The 19816-nt window shown below is 57.3% G+C and carries 18 protein-coding genes and 1 pseudogene; 9 read left to right on the top strand and 10 right to left on the bottom strand.

All coding sequences use genetic code 11. The annotated features are described in order from the left end of the window. Both DTW90_RS31845 and DTW90_RS31840 read right to left on the bottom strand, forming a co-directional pair. Positions 1-813: cache domain-containing protein (locus DTW90_RS31845; protein WP_149343597.1), on the bottom strand; the 813-nt coding region annotated here is incomplete at its 3' end. A 394-nt stretch (positions 814-1207) separates the two neighbouring features. Continuing rightward, entirely contained in the window at positions 1208-3049 is a 1842-nt protein-coding gene (locus DTW90_RS31840) for a methyl-accepting chemotaxis protein (protein WP_348642675.1), read from the bottom strand. Positions 3050-3567: 518 nt separating this feature from the next. On the opposite strand from DTW90_RS31840, the gene DTW90_RS37385 reads away from it, so the two are divergent. From DTW90_RS37385 to DTW90_RS31825, 4 genes are all read left to right on the top strand, one after another. Further along, positions 3568-3735 (top strand): hypothetical protein, encoded by a 168-nt coding sequence (locus DTW90_RS37385; protein ID WP_188080118.1) that lies wholly within the window; start codon positions 3568-3570, stop codon positions 3733-3735. A gap of 273 nt (positions 3736-4008) precedes the next feature. After that, on the top strand, positions 4009-5502 hold the full coding sequence (locus DTW90_RS31835; RefSeq protein WP_149343593.1) for a DUF4173 domain-containing protein: 1494 nt from the start codon (positions 4009-4011) through the stop codon (positions 5500-5502). A 47-nt stretch (positions 5503-5549) separates the two neighbouring features. Further along, positions 5550-6254 (top strand): response regulator, encoded by a 705-nt coding sequence (locus tag DTW90_RS31830; RefSeq protein WP_246665132.1) that lies wholly within the window; start codon positions 5550-5552, stop codon positions 6252-6254. A gap of 35 nt (positions 6255-6289) precedes the next feature. Then, positions 6290-7411 carry a HAMP domain-containing sensor histidine kinase gene (locus DTW90_RS31825; RefSeq protein WP_348642673.1) on the top strand — a complete coding sequence of 374 codons (1122 nt, stop codon included), beginning with the start codon at positions 6290-6292 and terminating at the stop codon, positions 7409-7411. Between the two features lie 517 nt (positions 7412-7928). Here DTW90_RS31825 and DTW90_RS31820 read toward each other — a convergent pair. Further along, entirely contained in the window at positions 7929-8459 is a 531-nt protein-coding gene (locus tag DTW90_RS31820; RefSeq protein ID WP_149343589.1) for an NUDIX domain-containing protein, read from the bottom strand. A gap of 477 nt (positions 8460-8936) precedes the next feature. Between DTW90_RS31820 and DTW90_RS31815 the strand changes: the two genes are divergently transcribed. Together DTW90_RS31815 and DTW90_RS31810 are read left to right on the top strand one after the other, a co-directional pair. Further along, entirely contained in the window at positions 8937-9176 is a 240-nt protein-coding gene (locus DTW90_RS31815) for a 4-oxalocrotonate tautomerase family protein (protein ID WP_132528617.1), read from the top strand. Positions 9177-9279: 103 nt separating this feature from the next. Beyond that, a complete protein-coding gene (locus DTW90_RS31810) occupies positions 9280-10341 on the top strand; it encodes a nitronate monooxygenase (RefSeq protein ID WP_149343587.1) in 1062 nt (353 codons plus the stop codon). Positions 10342-10845: 504 nt separating this feature from the next. On the opposite strand, the gene DTW90_RS31805 is transcribed toward DTW90_RS31810, so the two are convergent. From DTW90_RS31805 to DTW90_RS31790, 4 genes are read right to left on the bottom strand one after another with little or no spacing between them, the layout of a single operon-like run. Further along, positions 10846-11661 (bottom strand): heavy metal-binding domain-containing protein, encoded by an 816-nt coding sequence (locus DTW90_RS31805; protein WP_149343585.1) that lies wholly within the window; start codon positions 11659-11661, stop codon positions 10846-10848. Positions 11662-11663: 2 nt separating this feature from the next. Beyond that, positions 11664-12602, bottom strand: a complete 939-nt coding sequence (locus DTW90_RS31800) for a heavy metal-binding domain-containing protein (RefSeq protein ID WP_149343583.1) — start codon at positions 12600-12602, stop codon at positions 11664-11666. 12 nt (positions 12603-12614) lie between these two features. Next, positions 12615-13001: a hypothetical protein gene (locus DTW90_RS31795; protein ID WP_149343581.1), complete on the bottom strand. Its 387-nt coding sequence runs from the start codon at positions 12999-13001 to the stop codon at positions 12615-12617. Then, positions 12998-14260 (bottom strand): toxic anion resistance protein, encoded by a 1263-nt coding sequence (locus DTW90_RS31790; RefSeq protein ID WP_149343579.1) that lies wholly within the window; start codon positions 14258-14260, stop codon positions 12998-13000. Before DTW90_RS31790 ends, DTW90_RS31795 begins: the two co-directional genes overlap by 4 nt. A 603-nt stretch (positions 14261-14863) precedes the next feature. Between DTW90_RS31790 and DTW90_RS31785 the strand changes: the two genes are divergently transcribed. From DTW90_RS31785 to DTW90_RS37855, 3 genes and pseudogenes are all read left to right on the top strand, one after another. Next, the gene (locus DTW90_RS31785) at positions 14864-15592 is read left to right on the top strand and encodes an SDR family oxidoreductase (RefSeq protein ID WP_149343577.1); all 729 of its coding nucleotides are present in this window, start codon (positions 14864-14866) and stop codon (positions 15590-15592) included. Between the two features lie 3 nt (positions 15593-15595). Continuing rightward, on the top strand, positions 15596-17293 hold the full coding sequence (locus DTW90_RS31780; RefSeq protein WP_149343576.1) for a GMC family oxidoreductase N-terminal domain-containing protein: 1698 nt from the start codon (positions 15596-15598) through the stop codon (positions 17291-17293). A gap of 182 nt (positions 17294-17475) precedes the next feature. Then, a pseudogene (locus DTW90_RS37855) lies at positions 17476-17673 on the top strand (hypothetical protein); the annotation flags it as partial. A 110-nt stretch (positions 17674-17783) separates the two neighbouring features. On the opposite strand, the gene DTW90_RS31770 reads toward DTW90_RS37855, so the two are convergent. The 3 genes from DTW90_RS31770 to DTW90_RS31760 form a co-directional block, all read right to left on the bottom strand. Continuing rightward, complete coding sequence (locus tag DTW90_RS31770) at positions 17784-18077, bottom strand: type II toxin-antitoxin system RelE/ParE family toxin (protein WP_132528611.1); 294 nt, start codon at positions 18075-18077, stop codon at positions 17784-17786. After that, the gene (locus tag DTW90_RS31765) at positions 18074-18316 is read right to left on the bottom strand and encodes a type II toxin-antitoxin system ParD family antitoxin (protein WP_132528610.1); all 243 of its coding nucleotides are present in this window, start codon (positions 18314-18316) and stop codon (positions 18074-18076) included. The genes DTW90_RS31770 and DTW90_RS31765 overlap by 4 nt, the downstream gene beginning before the upstream one ends. A gap of 105 nt (positions 18317-18421) precedes the next feature. After that, positions 18422-19672, bottom strand: a complete 1251-nt coding sequence (locus DTW90_RS31760; protein WP_149343572.1) for an ATP-binding protein — start codon at positions 19670-19672, stop codon at positions 18422-18424. Positions 19673-19816 lie beyond the last annotated feature (144 nt).

Here is a 19816-nt window from a genome sequence, read left to right as displayed (position 1 = left end):
CTGTTCTGCCTGGCGTTCCGCCATGGCATGGCGTTCGCGCACCTTCTCCTGCAGTGACGCCGTGGCCTTGGCCATCTTGCCGATCTCGTTGCCCATCGACGTATGCGGGATGGCGATCTTGACGTCTTCATCGGCAACGGCCTTCAGGGCCTCATGCACGTCGGCCAAAGGCTTCGAGATGCCGCGGATCACGAAGAAGGCAGCGGCAATCGCGACGACGAACAGGCCGAGGCTGTACATCAGCGTCATCCAGATGGTGTGGTTCACCTGTGCGTCTAGGTCATCCATGTAGACGCCCGTTATCACGACCATCTTCCAGGGCTCGAAGGCGCGGGCATAGGCGGTCTTGCGGAATAGTTCGCTCGCCGGATGGCCGGGCTTGCTGGCGTAGAAATCGGTAAGACCACCGCCCTGCTGTCCGAGCTTGACCAGTTCTTCGCGGTAGTAATGGCCAGTCGGGTCAGGCTGGCCCTTGAAGTTCTGGCCCATCTTGGTCTTGTCGTAGTGGAAGGCCATGTTGATGTCGTAGTCGTACCCGAAGAGATAGCCATCAGGCGTATACTTGATGCTGTTGACCATAGCGTAGGCCTGGGCCTTCGCATCGGCTTCCGAAAGCTTTCCGGATTGCTCAAGGGCATAATAAACCTTGATGATCGAAAGGCCGGACTCGACCTGTGTGCGAAGCATCTCGTAGCGTTCGTTGTAGATGGAGTTCGCAGAAGAGCGGATCTGCAGATATGTAGCGACGCCGAAGGCGATCATAAGTCCGGTGACAAGCAATATAAGCTGGTTTGAAATCTTAAAATTCTTCATGACGCCTCACAGCTACGGAATGACGGGAATTCCGGCGCGGTTTCCTACCGCCTGTGCGAGCGCCTTCGAGTAATCTCGGTGCGTCTACCGCTGCTTAATCACATGCTGCTTCCGGCCTGCTAAAATTGGCCGGTTTGATCTAATAAATATTTAATCATACTCAAAAGAGCATGATTAAATCGGCTTTAATCAGCGTTTTGCTGCATTGCGGGAGAAAAACATAAGATCTTCCCGGGGAAGACTTATAGAAGACTCCATGGATTTGGCAGTTAGTCGAGCATATTTTTACCTGTAAATAATGGAGCCGCCGATCGCCCCAAACGGCAGGGCCGCCGGATTTCTCCGGCGGCCCCTAAGAGTTTCGTACTGAAATCGCCTTGAGTGTTCTGCGTGATTAAGCCGCCCTGCGTCTCTGCTGGTGCGATGCCTGAGCAGCAGCGCTGCCATTGTTGACGCGGAAGCCTCTGATAAGGTCGAGGAGATCCTCGGTATCGGCTGCAAGCGTCTCTGCCGATGCGGTGGTCTCTTCGGCCATGGCGGCGTTCTGCTGGGTTGCGGCATCGAGCTGGTTCATCGACGACGAGATCGAGCGCAGCGTGGTGTCCTGCTCAGAGGCGCTGTGTGCGATCTTCGAGACGATCTCGTTGGCGGCCTTGATCTGGTCGGAGATGCGCTTCAAGGCTTCGCCGGCCTCGCCGACGAGGCGAACGCCCTGGTCGACCTGGCCGGAGGAGCGGGCGATCTGGTCCTTGATCTCCTTGGCGGCAGCAGCCGAGCGCTGGGCAAGCTCGCGCACTTCCTGGGCGACGACGGCAAAGCCCTTGCCGCTTTCGCCGGCACGCGCTGCCTCGACGCCGGCGTTGAGGGCAAGCAGGTTGGTCTGGAAGGCGATCTCGTCGATGACGCCGATGATCTTGCCGATTTCTTCCGAGGACTTCTCGATGCCGCTCATGGCCTCGATCGCCTGGGCAACGACGGCGTCGCTGCGCGATGCTTCGGTCGAGACGGAATGGACGCGCTTGGAAGCCTCGTGGGCACCATCTGCGGTCTGGCGGACGGCAACGGTGAGCTCGTCGAGGGCCGCGGAGGTTTCCTCCAGGCTTGCAGCCTGGCGCTCGGTGCGCTGCGACAGTTCGTTGGAGGCGCGGCGGATCTCTTCCTTGGACAGGCCGATATCGTTGCCCTTGGCATTGACGCGGCCCATGGCGGCTTCGAGATGGGAGAGCGCATCGTTGAAGTTGTTGCGGAGACCCGCATAGCCCTGGCCGATATCGCCGCAGCGGATGGTGAGGTCGCCGCCTGCGAGCTGTTCCAGCGCCTGGCCGATGGTGGAGACGACGCGGGCCTGGATCTGGGCCTCGTCCTGCTGTTGGCGCAGGTTCTGCTGGCGTTCGCTGTCGAGGGCCAGTTCCTGGGCCGTCTGGCGTTCCGCCATGGCGTGACGTTCGCGCACCTTCTCCTGCAGCGACGCCGTCGCCTTGGCCATCTTGCCGATCTCGTTGCCCATTGATGTATGCGGGATGGCGATCTTGACGTCTTCGTCGGCAACAGCCTTCAGCGCCTCATGCACATCGGCCAAAGGCTTCGAAATGCCGCGGATCACGAAGAAGGCAAAACCCAATGCGATCAGGAAGACCACGATACCGACGCCTGTCACTGCAAGGATTGTAACATTGATCTTGGCATCCAGATCGTCGGTGTAGACGCCGGTCGCGACGACGACACCCCAGGGCTCGAATGCGCGCGAATAGACCGCCTTCTTGAAAACCTGGTCTTCAGGCATGCCCGGCTTGCCATAGTAGTATTCCGTGATGCCGCCGCCGGCCCGGCCCTTCGCCACGATGTCCTCGCGGAAAAGGTGGCCAGTCTTGTCCGGCTGCCCTTTCTGCGGAACGCCGATGAGCTTCGGATTGTAGTGGAAGATCGTCGTCACGTCGTAGTCAAGACCGAAGACGTAGCCGGCAGGTTCGAATTTCATGTTGGCGGCTGCCGCAAAAGCAGCTTTCTGTGCCTGTTCATGGCTCAGTTCGCCGGACTTTTCGCGGGTATAATAGGACTGAAGAATCGATATTGCAGACTCCACCTGCGTGCGCAGCATTCCGTAGCGCTCATCATAGATCGCATTGATGGAGCTATGGATCTGATAACAGGTAACTGTGATAAAAGCGGCCATCAGGACAGCCGTCAGGCTGAGCAGCTGGCGAGAGATCTTGAGATTCTTCATCGTGCGATTCACTTTCTGGCGGCGGGAGTTCCGCGGCAAACCTCAGCTAAAAGGGGGAATGCGCTTCCTGCGCAGGCCAGGTGCCTGCATCGCACCGTTGCAACAGATTGAATCCTAAATAACTAAAAAGATATTTAATAGCTTTGGAAAGATGACCGGCCAGCGTTCGCAGCTTCGCATGAACCGGCGATATCACCGCCCATTGGCACGGACCATTTCGGCGCGACGCCCCGCTCTGATCGCCAGATGGAGTACCTCGCGAGGACGAATTGCGTTCAATCAGAATATCAAATTAACTTACCGATGCCGCTTGGACAGGGTCGCCGCCTATTGTCCAGGCGACCGTGGTGAAAGACCTTCCAACTAGCCCCGCACAGGCCCCAGCCGCGCGGGGTTTCTTTTGCCTGTGGGCGGCGCCGGCCTAGGTCTGAAACGTCTCTGTGCGCCGTCGCGTAATCAACAACGGTCGCCTGTTGATAATTTCTCGATCTAAATATATTGCTCAACTAATATTTCGTGTGGAGGTGCTTGTGCCAGCGGCCGTATTCGCAGTTTCGACGGGTTTCACGATCTTTTTTCTCGTGCACTTCGAAGTGGACGAGAAATGGATCGCCTGGGGGCTGGTCGCATTGCTCGGCGCGACGGCGTGGGTCTTCCGCGACAGTCTCAAAGAATCAGGCAGTGACGGCGAAGACTGACTTCGCTCCCATGGATGCCGCGAAGGCATTGTCTCGGCTTCGCCGCGAAACCTGAATAACTCCTCATCGTCTGCACAAAATCTGCAATTCGGCCCGGCAGATTGTCGGCATGAAAAAACCCAGCCAACAATCTGACCATCCCCGTCCCACACTACCATATCGTCTTCTCAACGAGGGCTGGTGGCTGGTGGACCCGCCCTTGGCGGACGGCATCGATCCTCAATCGTCTGCGAACAATATCGCTGCGGGACGGCAAACCCAGGAGAGCCAAGCGTGCAGTCCCAAATCCATCTGAGCACCCCTTTCCCGAACGCGTACAACAAAGGGCGAAGGGTTGTTTGCCTCGGTCTTGTTGTGCTTGCGGACATCTTGTTCTACGGCAATTCGCTCGGTCTCAATCTCTTTTTCTTCGCAATTTCCGTCGCGACCGCATCCATGCTTTGGACCACTAAGCCGCTTAGAGCAGGGCCGCCGATAGAATTGCTCGGGCTGACCATTGTCGCGTCGCTCCCGCTCCTGGAAGCTCCGACGGCAGCAGCCATCGCACTCTCTGCCGGAGCCGTCATCTGCACTTCTCTTGCGGCCGCGAGGCTTTTCCCACGAAACTGGACCTCCCTGCCCTCTGTCCTCTCTCGGTTTGTGCTGGCGGTTCCACGTCAATTCGTCAGGGTGTTTCCCCGATTCTTCATCCTGCGGCTTGATCGCACGTCCGCGCTTCCGCTCGGCAAACGTCTCGCTGTCTGGATTCTTCCGATAACTCTTTCTGCAGCATTCCTCCTTCTCTTCAGGGCGGCCAATCCCGTGATCGAGGCCCTGTTGCAGGACATCGACTTCTCATTCCTGCTACAATTTCTGGATCCCTGGCGCATCACCTTCTGGATCGCCATTGGCGGGTCTGTCGGGGTTCTAATGAAGCCGCGGCTTGCCCGAAGAAGGCGCCGAGTTCCGAGCTCCGGCCACACCGCCGGGACCCTGGTTGGATCGCTCTTCGATTATGGCTCGCTGGTTCGATCGCTTGCTATCTTCAATGTGTTGTTTGCTGTTCAGACCTCAATGGATATCGTGTATCTCTGGGGTGGCGCCGAACTTCCGGACGGAATGAGCCACGCCGAATATGCGCATCGAGGTGCCTATCCGCTGTTGGCAACGGCTTTGCTTGCGGCCGTCTTCGTTCTTATCGCCATGCGTCGGGACGGTCCCGGCGATCGCAGTCCGCTCATTCGAAACTTGGTCCTTGTCTGGATCGGCCAGAATGTGCTCCTCTGCGCATCATCGATCCTCAGGCTCGATCTCTACGTCGAGGCGTATTCCCTTACCTGGCTAAGGGTCGCAGCCGGGATATGGATGGGCTTGGTGGCGGTGGGCCTCGTTCTGATCCTTCTGAGGATTGCATTCCGACGCTCGAACCGGTGGCTCATCGCCATGAACCTCATGGTTTTGACCTTGGTCCCCTATGTCGGGGCTTTCGTCGATTTTCCCGCCTTCATCGCGCGTTTCAATGTCGAGCACTGTGCCGAGCTCAGCCAGACAGGTGTTCTCCTGGACATCCAATACCTGTCGACCCTCGGCCCCTCCGCAATTCCTGCGCTTGACACCTATCTTGCTGCATCCTTGACCAGCGAATTCGGAAAGAGACAATTTGCCAGCCGGATCAGGATGCAGCTCGCGGAGGAGTTTAATGCACGCACTGATGATTGGCGCAGTTGGAACTATCGCTCGGCCCGGATGGCGGCTTACCTTAATTCAACCATTCCGTTTGCAAGATGATGGAAGAGGGATATCACGGGCGGGATCGCAGATTTGAGGGACTGGCAGTGCACCGAATTCTTGTCGTCGATGACGAACCTCATATACGCGACGTGATCTCGTTTGCGCTGGAGCGGGCGGCGATGAAGGCGATAACGGTCGGGCGCGGAGCGGACGCGTTAACGGCTTTCCGAAGGGACGAGGTCGACCTCATCGTTTTGGATGTGGGTCTGCCTGATATCGACGGCCTGGAAATTTGTCGTCAGATCCGCAAGACGTCCTCGCTTCCGATCCTGTTTTTATCCGCACGGGACGAAGAGATCGATCGTATACTGGGTCTCGAAATCGGTGGGGACGACTATGTCACGAAACCGTTCAGTCCTCGCGAACTCGTGGCACGCATCAAGACGATCCTGAAGCGTACTGGGAACACGTCTTCGGGCGACCTACGGGACGAGACATTGCGTGCGGGAGAGCTCCGTCTGGATAGAGCCGGACGAAGCATCGCTTTCAAGGGCAACGCGATCGCAGCAACCGCGATCGAATTCGCCATCGTCGAAACATTGCTCGCAAGGTCAAGCATGGTCTTCACACGCGACCAGCTCATGGAGGCTGCGTATGGCGCGGGCACCTATGTCGCCGACCGCACGATCGACAGCCATATTCGCAACATCAGAGCCAAGTTCGCCTCCGCCGGAGCCCCGGAGATCATCACGACCGTTCATGGAGTGGGGTTCAGGCTGAGCAGCGAGCTTGCGAGGGAGAAATCGTGAGTGCGCCTCGGGTCAAATCAAAATGGCGCCCGCCTATGGCGATGATTGCATCGGCCGTGCTCGTTGCGACCATGATCTTGCCGATCGCCATTATTGTCCTTGGATTTCACAGCGAAGAACCGCAGTTCTTCTGGACGCCGACAAAGATCGGTGCACTGTTCGTCGCACTGGGAGTAACGCTTTCCGTCGCATACGTGTTCAGTCGGAATATTACGGCCCCCATCAATGCGCTCGTCGCCCTAGCAGATGAGATAGCCCGCGGCCGGAAGAGAGATATTCGACCGCTTTCCAGCTATGGTTCAAGAGAGGTTGCGACGCTATCGCAGAGCTTTCTGGACCTGGCGACCAAGCTGGTGGATCGCAGCACTTATGTTCGCACCTTCGCAGCGCATGTTTCCCATGAATTGAAGTCCCCGCTGACGGCGATCCAAGGGGCTGCAGAACTGCTGCGGGACGATCTCCACGAGCAGGCGATGACGAATGGTCAGCGCCAGCATTTCCTCGACAATATCATCGCAGATGCCGAACGGCTGAATACCCTGTTGCTGCGGCTGAGAGACCTCGCCCACGCCGAGGTCCCCGATTCCGTCGATCACTCGACCGTCGACGATATCGCGGCAGCCCTGAAAAAGCGCTTCCCGGAACTCGAGATCGTCGGCACAGGTCAGACGCATCTGCGCATGGCCTTGCCTCCGGAAGCCGCAAACATCGTATTTGCAAATCTTGCGGAGAACTCCACACAACACGGGGCAAGACGGGTCGATCTGGAGGCCTTCACCGAGTCCGGCTCAGCGGTCGTCATCGCGCGCGACAACGGCGGCGGTATTTCCGAAGCCGACCGCGACCGTGTGTTTCAGCCGTTTTTCTCGACTCGCCGTAGTAGCGGGGGGACGGGAATGGGACTGGGTATCGTGCGGACGATCTTACTATCGCACGGGGGCGAGATAACCTTGCTGCAATCGCAAGACATCGGTGCGGCCTTCCGGATTGTTGTCCCTTTGGCCCAATCTTTCTCCGCGAAATGGAAGGAAGAGGCACTTCGTCGAGACTTTGCAAGCCCGGCGGCACTGCTCGATGAAACGGACAGTGCAAGCCTCGGGAGATCAAAAAGCGATAACCGATCAGGCGACGGACACTCACTCGGTCGACGAGAATGAAAGAAACAGCAGTGGCTAACAATTCCTCCACTCAAGAAGCTGAGAGTAATAGGCTTCAGGGGTGTTCATTTTGGTTTTTGCTCGGCCTACACCTATTGCTTATTCCTGTCTGGTTGCTGGGCAGAGGGAGCATCTGGCTACCGGCGCTGTATCTTACTTGCCTCATTATCACGTATTTTCTTCGTGGGAGAACTGTGACCTGGAGATTGAACTTGTCTCCAGAACCAGGCAGTCGGGAGGATCCGTATCGCGACGGAACGGTACAGAAGATCGAAGAACGGCCTTGGCTGCCGATACTGTTTTTACAGCTTGTCTTCGGCCTTTTGCCCGTAGTGGATGGAGTAATTAGTGGGCGCGCTACAGGCCTGACCAAATATGTATCAGTACTTTGCATGGCGATCGTCGCTTTTACGGCCGTTCGAGATTTCTTTAAGCACGTTCGTTTCTGATCGTGTGCGGTGGGTTACCGACATCTCGAGCCACGCATCCGTGCGACAAGGTCACGTCGTTGGTCTGTCTACGTATAAGTCGGCGCCCCTTCCAAGGATCCGCGGATGATGTCCAGCTTGGCGCGGTCGGAGAGAATCATGTTGCCTGGCAGGAGATCGACAGCGAACGCTTTGATACATTCGATGTCGAGCTCGTCCTCCGGCGCGGTCATTTCGTCGAAATCGAAGTCGAGACGGCCGATGAAGACGTGAAGATCAAAGCGAAGCTCCTCGCCGGACGGAGACCTGAAGACCTTTTCCTCAAGGAGGGTCATCGTCAGATCGGATGGTTGAAAACGAAGCTCTTCCTGAAGTTCGCGCCGCAGGGCGGTTTCCGGCTCCTCCCCCTCTTCCAGGGTTCCACCAGGGATCGCCCAGCCGGCATGAAGACCTGTCCGTTTGATCAGCACGACCTTGGAACCCGACGTCAAGAGAACGCCAAGCGCGCCTCCTGTCCGTCCATGATCGAGAAACTTTCGGTATTGTCGTTCATATTCCTCGACGCTCAGCTCATGCGTGGAACTGAGGCGTGCTATTCCGGTGTCGTCGACGTCTGGCAAGGCTCATCCCCCCGGTGATGATTGTTGGCCGCCTTGAATGGACGGGAAAGATGAGCGCCCTTTTCAAGCGAGGCCTTGTGGGAACTCGACCAATCGCCCGATGAGACGGTGGAAAGAGATCCTGCCGCGGGCGGTTCGATTGCTGTGGGTTTTTTCTCAGCGATTGAGCGACAATTGCGAATTATCCTAACTATCGAACGGATTTAGGGTGGGTGGAACGCGAACCGGAAAGTATATCCGATGTCCCTATCCAAAACTGAAGTTGACGCTTGTCGGCGGACCGGCTGTGATGATCGAATCTCGGACCACTACCGCGAAAGCCAGGAACAGCTGGCGAGCGTCTTCTTGCAGTCTAACATGGTCTCCCGGCTTCGGCGGTTCGAAAGATGAAAATCTGTCAGCTTCAAGATCGCAGCTTGACCTGGGCTGCTGCATGCCAATGCGATTGTAACATCAGCACCCGGAAAGGAAACGCAAATGCCATACGTCAATATCAAGGTTACCAGGGAAGGCACCGCTCCTGGGGCATCGGCCACCACGCCCGAGCAGAAGAAGGCCCTCATCAAGGGGGTCAGCGACCTGCTTTTCGAAGTCATGGGCAAGCCGCACAATTCCACATTCGTCGTTATCGATGAGGTGGAGCTCGAAAATTGGGGCGTCGGTGGTGTGACGACGCCGGAATACCGAAAGCAGATGGCCGAAGCCAAGTCAAAATGACTATATTGCCGGCGCATTGGCAGCCGGACGTTGGAATGTGACCGGCACCTCGACCCCTCAGGCCGGGGTGCTTCATATGCTAAACAGCAATGGAGTCTCGAGCATGGGTAACTGGCAAGACAAGCGCATCCTCGATCTGTTCGGCATCGAGCTGCCTATCATTCAGGCACCGATGGCCGGAGCAACGACGCCCGAAATGGTGATTGCCGCCAGCAATGCGGGCGGTCTCGGGTCGCTGCCGGGAGCGATGCTCTCGATCGATGCGATGAAGGCCGCGCTGGACCAGATCCGCAGCGCGACCAGCAAGCCGATCAACGTCAATTTCTTCTCTCACGTCGCGCCGGAACCCGACCCGGTTGGCCAGATGGCCTGGCGCTCGGCATTGGCGTCCTACTATGTCGAAATGGGTATCGATCCCGCAGATCCGGTTCCGTCTTCCAATCGCGCCCCATTCGACGACGCCTATTGCACCGTCGTTGAAGACTATCGGCCGGAAGTCGTGAGCTTCCATTTTGGCTTGCCTGACGGAGCCCTGTTTCAGCGGGTCAAGCGAACCGGTGCGAAGATCATCGCTTCAGCAACGACGGTCGCCGAGGCCAAATGGCTGGATGAGCGTGGCATCGATGCCGTCATTGCCATGGGCCAGGAAGCCGGCGGCCATCGCGGCAACTTTCTCTCCGATGACATGTCCACGCAGATTGGCACGATCGCCCTTGTTCCGCAGATTGTCGATGCCGTGTCCGTTCCTGTTGTTGCGGCCGGTGGTATTGCCGATCCTCGCGGCGTGCGGGCAGCTTTCGCGCTGGGGGCATCGGCCGTTCAAATCGGGACCGCCTATCTGCTGACCCCTGAAGCCAAGATCAGCCAGTTTCACCGCAAGGCACTTCAGGCCTCTCAAGGCGATGACACGGCACTGACAAACCTCTTCACCGGCCGGCCCGCCCGCGGCATCTTCAATCGGCTGATGCGGGAAATCGGACCGATGTCTAATCTGGCACCGGCCTTTCCGACGGCCGGTGGCGTGCTTGCGCCGCTGCGTGCGCTCACCGAGAAAAATGCCAGATCCGACTTCAGCAACATGTGGTCGGGCCAGGCAGCAGGCCTTGCGCGCGAAATGTCGACGGCGGCGCTGACACGCTACCTCGTTGAAGCTGATCTATCCTAAAAGCAGGTTCCGGGAAGAAAGTGAATGGAAGGGCGACAGCAGATGCTGTCGCCCTTGAAGCCGGAAAGCATTCCTTGCGATATCAAAACCGATGGTCGTAATGGCGTTCTTGCGTTATGGATCGGTGCTCGAACAATCGCGCTGCTGTCTGCGATCAGGCGGCGGCACCTATCGGCTTTCCAGTGCGCCCGGGCACCGTCAATATGTTGACCAAAGCCGGTGCGGCCGCCATTAAAACGTCCTAAAATGGCAATGGAAGGTATCGCATATGGAAGCGCCGGCTGTCCTGCAGCTTTTTGAAGAGCTCAGGCGTGCCGGCGGAAATCCTGCCTTCTGCGGAAATCCATTCGAAGCAAGCCTCCCGGCAGTTCCACTATAGACCAGTGCGAAACCATCGGTCGTTCTTGAGGCGGCAGAGGTTCCGCAAAGGCAAAATCACCGTGAACGAGTAAGCTCAGGAGCATCGCGAGCACCACAAGAGCGGTGCGCAAGGCGGCGCCGACATTAGTCGTTGACAGAAAGCACCATAATCGGATCTGCAATTTTCTCAGGCGCCAATTCCTGCGCCAGCGGCAGAACGGCTGTGCCGATCGCGAAAAACTCGATCACATGCGTCTCCCATCCGTGGCTGCCTTCGTGGATATCAAGGCCGACGACACCTTCGGCTTTCGCCGCCGACGCCTCAGCCTGCATTCTGTCAATGGCGATCTCTCGTGCCTCATACATCGCAGCGGTGTAGTTCTCGAGCTCGACGTTGCTCCCTGCGGTAGCTACCGTCGCAAACATGCCGCGATGTGCGACATGATAGACGCAGGACCCCATGACCATCTCCACGGGTCGATAGCCCGCATGAAGAAGTGACCAGAAATCCTGACCGGACAGATCAGACGTAAAGGGTCCGCCGTCGTGTGCTCGAAATCCTGAATGGCCTTCGGCATGCACGACGCCGGTGCCCAATGCAATGAATTCCAGCATGTGATCGTCCCATGCCATTCTCTTTATCGTCAGCTTGACGCCGACGATACCGTCCGCACCCATCGCCGTCGCTTCAGCGCGCATCCGCGACATCGCCAATTCGCGGGCGTGATACATTGCCTTTGAAAGGACCTCCAGTTCCTGGTTTTTGCTCCACGACCGATATTGAATGCCGACATGATAAACGCAACTGCCGACACAGAGACCGACAGGTTCGAAGCCAGCTTTACGCACCAACAGAAATTCGTTGACACTGAAATCCGAAGTGAAGACGCCAGACGAATGCGTTGAACTTCGCAGGCCCTTGAGCCGCTCGAGGACATGTGCGGGCATCGGGTTGGTCATTCTCAAATTCCCCCTTCTCTATCAGAGCCATAGGACTGGTGGTGAGGAACGTGCCCATTCAAGGGGGTTCCTGCGGCATGCATGTCTACGACTATGCTGGTGTCTAGTCCTCGATCCTTTACCGCTCTCTTGGCAGACTCCACGGACATGTCCACTACGGTACCTATGATGATATGGCGAAACAGAAAATCTGGCGGCAGCTTGTCGCGTTCGATTTTGAACGACTGACTGAAATTCACATGGGCGAGCACGCTGCCATGCTGACGCTTGGCGCTGCTGCGAAGTTCACTCATCGCCCGCGTTCTGACCTCTCCCCAAAGGCGAGACAAATCGAGGCACTCGATGTTGCCGATGAAGGTCAGCCGGGTTCTGCCCGACCAATCGGTCCGCCGTTCGTAGGCGGCGCCGACGGCGATGCCAACCGGAATGATGTCGGCATCCAGCAACTTGGCGAACTCCAATGCCGAAACCGTGGAAATGACGGGGGCGCCGCTAGGCGGCAGGCCATCAACCTTGACGGCAGTACCCACGAGCGTGAAGTCCATGCTCTGGCCAATGCGGAGCGGCACAGTGCGCATCTTGACATCGACAACGGCGTTGGCGCCCGCTGCCCTCGCCTCTTCTGCCAATCTTTGGAGGGCGCTGTTCCAGCCCTGCATATGACCAGTGGTCCAAGAAAATCCATAATGGATCCAGCAGGTCGCGGAAACGGACGAGATGGGGCGGATGCCGTGCGAGCGCATCACAAGCAATTCGGCAGGTGTGAGTGTTGCCAGCCAAGGGAGCGTTCCTGCCTGAATGCCGTTGAGCCGTTTGCGCGTTATCTCAGGAACGCCACCGCGCTCTATTGCACGTCTGATGTCGGCCTGTCGTTCGGCGGCAGCCTGTTGACGCGCGACTGTTTCCGCATCGGGCTTCTTGAGAAAATCGAACAGGCCCAAAGAAGGAGCTCCTTAGGAAGTCATGAAAGCGGAGAGGGATTGGCTGAGGCTCTGCGCATGCGCGCTGGCAGCCTTCGTTTCCGCTGCCAATTGCGTGAACCAATCGGCAGGCGCAACGCTTTTGGTGTTGAGCGTGATGCCTCGAACCACCATGGCTACGCTCGCCTTCAATTCACCGCGCGTCACTTCAAGCGTGTATTTATGGTCACCAATGTGGATACTGACGCCAGTCAGTCGCGGCTTGCTGAAAAACGACTTGCTTTCCAGGATCGAGACTTGGTGCGGCAAGGCTTCCTTCAGCCGTAATGCAAAGGCCTTCAGATTGCTTTCGGCATCGGAATTGAACCGCCGCAGCCATGCCGCCTGCATATCAAAATCGACGTTGCGTTCTTCGCTCATCCAGCAGGCTTCTCCAGGGCACGCTGATTGACGCCGCGCATGCCGAGCGATATCCGATCGCGAATGGCGGCGAGCTTGGCCTCGCGTTCGCGATCACCCTGCGCGACCTCGTGCTCGATATCGATGACTTCATTCATCGTGCGAATGGCTTCGTCTGCAACCTGTGACAGGACATCGAGGTTGCGCTGATCTCCGCCAAGACTGCGCGCCGCGCTCGTGGCGGCATCATGGGCGCCCTTGGAGGCGAGCAGCGTGATTTGGCGCGACGCTTCGTCCAACTTTTCCGCCTCGTCTGCAGCACGCCGAATATCCACCTGCACGACCGCCTGCGAGGCGACCGCCATCAAGCGTGGGATGACGACCAGCATCCCATTCGATATTTTCATCAATCGAGTCTCGGCGGCTTTCTTGTTCTGCCCTATGATCGGTATTAGCAATGCCGAGCCAACCAGATTTTCGCGCATTTCCGCAATCTTGCCGCGGAAGTTGGCCAACGCGCTGCGAAACTCCATGACATCGGCTGCATCGGCCGGGTCCCCGGACTTCAAGGCATTCTGACGCAGCAATTCCAATTCTTCTTGACCACGATCCAAGGCGATTTGCCCGCCGGCAATATCGATTTTCAAACCATAAAGACTCTTGCGTATCGCCGAGGCCTGCTGGTCGAGCAGGTCTATCGATACGGCAAGGTCCGCTTTCGTCTTTCGCGCCTTGGCCTGTTCCGCGTCCATGAGATCCAGAAACTTCTTGCGATTTTCCTGAAAGCTTTTGAACGCTGTGTGGGCGTTGGCGGCGGCACCAAGTAGTTTGCCGATCAGGCCGAAGCGCGGGGCGCCAGACGTCGCACCGGACGATTCCGCCTGCAACTCGTCGATCCGGAGGATTTTCACGCCGTCAATCACACTGGCCGCTATCCGGCCCACTTCGCCGGTATCGCCGAGACGCACCCCGGTGAGCAGCTGACGCGAGGCCTGCGCAATCTCAGCAAGGGTGCCGTCGCCATGCGCCAGAAGTGTATTGGTTTTCCTAAAATCCAGATTTGCCGCCGAGCGATTGGCCGCGGTCAGATCTTCGGGCGAAAGGGTGGACACATCCACGAGGCGGGCAGGCGGTGCATCCGCCAGCAGCCGCGCGTCTGTTGCCGGCGTCAGCGCATTGTCGGAAGGCTGTGACGGCAACACTTGCGGCGAACCGAAGGTCTCCGTTAAATCATCGAAGGCAGAAAGATCGAGCGGCTCCGTCGATTTTTCTTCAGGCATCGCCGTCCTCCTCGCGCGATTTGATGTCCATCGACGTCAGTTCTAACTCGAACGCCGACAACTTCCGAGTGCCGATTTTTAGACTGAAAGTTATAGAAACAACAGAGCCAAGATCTGCGTCATTGTGAACCTATCGGCAGAATTTGTTCGGACCCAATTCACAATTGCCCGCCCTAGTCGCACCGCGTTTCGATCGCTATCAAGAAAGGCCATTATTCGAAATTCATAGGCTCGGCGGGCTTCGATCGCGAACGCCTCTGGTGGCTTGATCTCGAGGTGGCGGTGGAGGTAGCGCCCAATGAGCAGACAAGGTCATGAATCTTTCCCGACCAAAATGCTCTCAAACGCGGAAGCTGATTGAGACCAGATTGGGTGATCGCTCCACATTCTGGTCTGCGCCCGCTGGTGAAATTCACGGGCACGTGGCGCACGGAGCGATGCCCGAGTTTTTCAAGCGGTTGCATCGTGGACCCACGAAGGTGGGTTTGATGCTCTGACCGTGAAGCTCATATCAGCGAAGCTTTTTATTGACGGGTAGAAGCAGCCTGCCTAGCATTCCCATCGGCGAGGGCTTTCCAAGATCCCGCCGATGTGGAGGAAATCTTGGGACAGAAACTTAAAGGCAAGGTCGCGCTCGTCACAGGCGCGAGCTCGGGTATCGGGCGCGCAACAGCATTGGCTCTGCGAGAAGAGGGCGCGAAGCTGGCACTTATCGGCCGCTCCGCAGAACGGCTTGAGGCAGTGGCCGACAAGGCGGGTGGTGACGTCATCGTGTTGCCGGCGGATCTCACCAAACCGGACGCCCTCCAAAACGCTGTCGATGCCGCAACTCAGCACTTCGGTCGTATCGACATTCTCCTGCCTAACGCCGGCCTCTACATCCCCGGCGACGTCGCAGAGGGTGAGCCAGATGCCTGGGACGAACTGATTTCAATCAATGTCAATTCGGTTTTTCGGCTGGTCCGCGCAGTGTTGCCTGGCATGATTGCCCACGGCGGCGGGCAGATCGTCGTGACCTCCTCGGTTGCGGGGCATCAGGCCATCCATTGGGAGCCGATCTATTCAGCATCCAAACATGCGATCCAGGCCTTCGTGCACGGATTGCGGCGGCAAACGATGAGGCACAATATCCGAGTTGGCTCGGTAGCGCCCGGCGTCGTGCTGAATGAGCTATGGGGCTACACCGATCCAATCGCCATCGACACGAAGGTTGCGTCGCGCGAGGGCCTGAGGTCCGAAGATGTCGCCGATGCGGTAATCTTTATGTTGACGAGGCCGGCAAATGTGACCATTCGCGATCTCGTGATCCTGCCGCAAATTCAGGATATCTGAGCCTTGCCCGAATTCGACTATATCATTGTCGGTGGGGGTGCCGCGGGCTGTGTGCTTGCAAATCGGCTAAGTGAAAATCCGGCTACACGTGTCTGTCTCGTCGAGGCAGGGGTGGATGGCAATGCGCGCAAGGCCATCGTCCGTATCCCCCTGGCCATGGTGACCTTTATGGCGCCGACGCTTGCCTTTCTTGGCGGCCCGAAATTCATGTCCTGGTTCCAAACCGAACCCGAGCCCGGCCTGCAGGGGCGTTCACTAGCCTTGCCGCGCGGCAAGGGCACAGGGGGCTCGACGAACGTCAACGGTCAGATCTTCATTCGCGGCCAGCGCGAGGATTTCGACCATTGGCGCGACCGCGGCAATCCGGGCTGGGGCTACGACGACCTGCTTCCTTATTTTCGCAAGCTCGAGCGCTTCGATATTCTGGCCGAGCCGGGATCGGCCCGCCACATACGTTTCGGCGACAAGCCTCTCGAAGGGCAGATCGATCCGACCTATCACGGTTTAGGCGGGCCGCTGAACATCGCTCCACTGCGGAGCGTCAATCCTATGGCAGAGGTCTTCCTTGAAGCTGCGCAGCAGGCCGGTCACCCGCTCAATGCCGATTTCAACGGCGCGCGCCAGAACGGAGTTGGCCTCTATACTTTTACTCAGAAGAATGGTGAGCGGGTTACCTCCGAAGGAGCCTATCTCGATCCAGTACGGCATCGACAGAATCTCATTGTGATGAGCGAGACCGAGGTTACGCGCATTGTGTTTGCGGCGCGAAAGGCGACCGGTATCGCCTTCCGGCGGAATGGCGAGCAAGGTGTCGTGGGCGGTCGCGAAATCATCCTCTCAGCAGGCTCTTTCGTTTCGCCGCATCTGCTGATGTTGTCGGGTATCGGCAACGCCAAAGAACTCTCACGCCATGGCATTCCCCTCGTCGCGCACCTTCCGGGAGTGGGCGAGAATCTTCAGGATCACCTCGACGTCACGATAGAATATCGGGCGAGATCTATAGCACCTTACGGCGTCTCCTGGCGAGCGGCGCCGCGCAATGCCGGCCACGTGTTCAATTGGGTATTCAACAAGCGCGGGCTTTTTTCATCGACCACCGGCGAAGGCGGCGCGTTTATCTCCACCGATCCTTCAAGCGATCGGCCCGATATTCAGCTCTTCTTCTGCACCGGTCGCGCCAACACGCAGGCTGCGTCAGGCTTTACCGGTCATGGCTTTCTTATGCACGTCTGCCAGCTTCGACCGGGTAGCATCGGCCGCGTGGCCTTGAAAAGCGCCGATCCTGGCGAAAGGCCGGCGATCCTCTACAACTTCTTTCGCGGCGACAGTACAATGGAAACGCTGCGCAAAGGAATCCGGCTGGCACGGAACATCACCGCTCAGGCGCCTTTCGCGCCGCATCTCGACACAGAGATCGACCCGGGGCCGGACATCGAAAGCGACGGCGCGCTTGATGCCTTCATCCGCGAGCGCGTCGGCACGCTTTTTCATCCCGTTGGGACCTGCGCCATGGGACGCGGCGAGCGATCGGTTGTCGATCCTGTGACCATGCGGATACATGGAGTGCAGGGCCTGCGCGTAGTCGACGCCTCGATCATGCCGAGCATCGTTTCGGCCAACACCGTTGCGGCAACTTATTGTCTGGCTGAAAAGGCAGCCGACCTAATCCTTGCCGCTGACGATGACGGTGTCGCGGCCTAGAGAGTGCCCTCCCAACCGCACGAAGATATGAACGCCTCACATCAATATCGAAATGTCGCTTCATATCAACCGTGCTACCAATCCGCTGACGTCGAACGCCGGCCTTGTATTGCACCAAGGGGATCAGATGCGAATTGTTGTGTATGGGATCGGCGCGATCGGTGGCACCGTAGCTGCCGGGCCGAGCCGGCTTGAGCGACCTGAAGCGCTGCTGGGTTATGGTCGACGAATACAATTACGATATCGCCGAGCGGTCGTAGTACATCGAGCCCGACGAAAACGTTCTCGGCCGTTTCAGCAAGGCGTTCATGATGAAGATCGCGGCGTCGTTCGATGAAGCTTCCAGAAAGTCGGGACGCCGGATCAACCGAATGGATTGATATGCACGACAAGAAGTTGGTGAGCGGGCGCGGTTGCTCTGAGTAGATTTGTCACCTTGAGTAGAATCGAACCAATGGCGTGCCAAAAACAGAGGTTCGTCCGGCGTGCGCTATGCTGAATCGCTCACCCAATCTTCATGCCCGTGCCGGATGCGTATAACGAAAACACTCTCATCGTCGGCTATCCGATAAACGATCAGATGCGCTTTGAAGGGATGAATTCTGACCGGCGGCTCAATTTCAACTCTTTCGCGCGCAATACGCGGATTATTGGCTAGCAAATCCAGTACAACAAAAAGATCATTGTGGTAACGACGCGCCTGCTCGGCGCCGAACATACGCACACCTTGCTCGGCAATCGCGATGATGTCTTCTTCCGCCTCGACAGAAAGCCTATAGCTCATGTTCTATTAGAACGAGCTTCAGCCTCAGCGAACAGCTCATCCTTCGATCGGGTTCCAACCCCGCTCTGGAGCCCGGCGTCAACGAAGCTTTGCATGGCGGCGATCTTGTCATTCCGAGCCTGGTCACGTCTGATCAAATCGCGCACGTAGTCACTAGCATTGGAATATCTTCCCGTCTTAGCCTGTGCCTCAACCCAGTCTTTCATCCGATCCGGTAGGGATACATTCATCGTTGCCATTGGCGGACTCCATTCAATGAATGACTATAGACTCTTTTGGCAAAGATTGTCAAAAGCCTTAGCTTCGCTCTTGAAGAGACTCGAACTTAATTCCTGCCGCTTACCTTAATCGCCCCAGAGACAAGATAGCGGTATCGCCGCAAGATTATCGCCAAATGGCAGGATCTTGTCGCCGTCGTATAGCACCCAGCCCGCCTTGAAGGCGCGCCCAGTGGCCACGGCTAATTTGCGTAAGCCTTTGAAATCTGCTGCGATCACCGTTGCCGCAGCCTTGACTTCAAGTGCAACCATATTGCCAGCTTCGTCTTCGAGAACGATATCTACTTCGTCCTGATCCTTACCCCGATAGTGATGGCAGGTTGATTGGACTTCGCTCCAGGCCGCAAGCCGGAGGATTTCGCCGGCGACAAACGTCTGGAGCAATGAACCGAATAACCCTCGGTCACGTGAAATTCGATCAATTGTCAATCCGACAAGCGCAGCTAAGAGACCGCTATCGAGAAACAGGAGCTTTGGTGTCTTAACAAGACGCTTCAACGGATTTCGATACCAGGGCTCGATGCGACGAACGAGGAACAACTGTTCAAATAGTCCAATGTAACGCCGGGCGGTCTTGTCATCGATGCCGACCTGGCCGGCCAATTGGGTGAAATTGAGCAACTGTCCGGAATGATGCGCGAGCGCCCGAAGAAGCTGCGGCATTTGATCCAGGCGTTCGACGTCGGCAATTTCGCGCACATCTCGTTCAACGATAGCGCGTATGTATTCTCTAGCCCATGCGGATCGACGGCGGGGATCGCCACGACCCACCATCTCAGGATATCCGCCGATGAGCACCCGCTCGATCAGGGCGTTTCCGACCATTGGATTGCGAGGGACTATAACCGTTCCAGCAAAAGCGGAATCGAGGAAGTTCGACTGGTTGCGCCGAATTTCGGATTGAGCTAGAGGCAACAAGGTAACGACCTCCATCCGTCCTGCCAAACTGTCGGAAATCGTCGGGAGTGCGAGAATGTTTGCTGAGCCGGTTAACAAAAATCGACCAGGCCGCCGATCGTTGTCTACAGCCTGTTTTATGGCACGCAACAACTCCGGTGCACGCTGCACCTCGTCTAAGATGGCGGTATCAATCTGACGAATGAAGCCGACTGGATCGGTCTTTGCTGATAGTAAGGTCGTTTCGTCATCTAACGTGAAATACGGACGATCTGTCTGGAGCAGAGTTCGAGCTAACGTCGTCTTGCCACACTGACGCGGTCCGTTCACAAGTACAACTGGCGTATCTTCCAGCGCGACCCTAATTCGCTCGGCTGCGCCTCTCGGATAAAGTAGGTCAGAAGGACTTTCCGCTTTCAATCTATTTTTCCTCCTGATCGCTGCCAAGTTCTAAGATTGCTGATGCGTTCAGGTCGGAGCTTCCATGCGTCCGATTCGGATTTCAACTTCGTCCAATCCGGAGCCTGCAGCCGTCCGTTTCGGAAACCTGATGTGAACACGGGT

Origin of the sequence: Neorhizobium sp. P12A, assembly GCF_008365395.1 — a bacterium.
In the GTDB taxonomy this organism is placed as follows: Bacteria; Pseudomonadota; Alphaproteobacteria; order Rhizobiales; family Rhizobiaceae; genus Rhizobium.
Note: the sequence above shows the minus strand (reverse complement) of the source record. Positions and strands in the feature narration are given on the sequence as shown.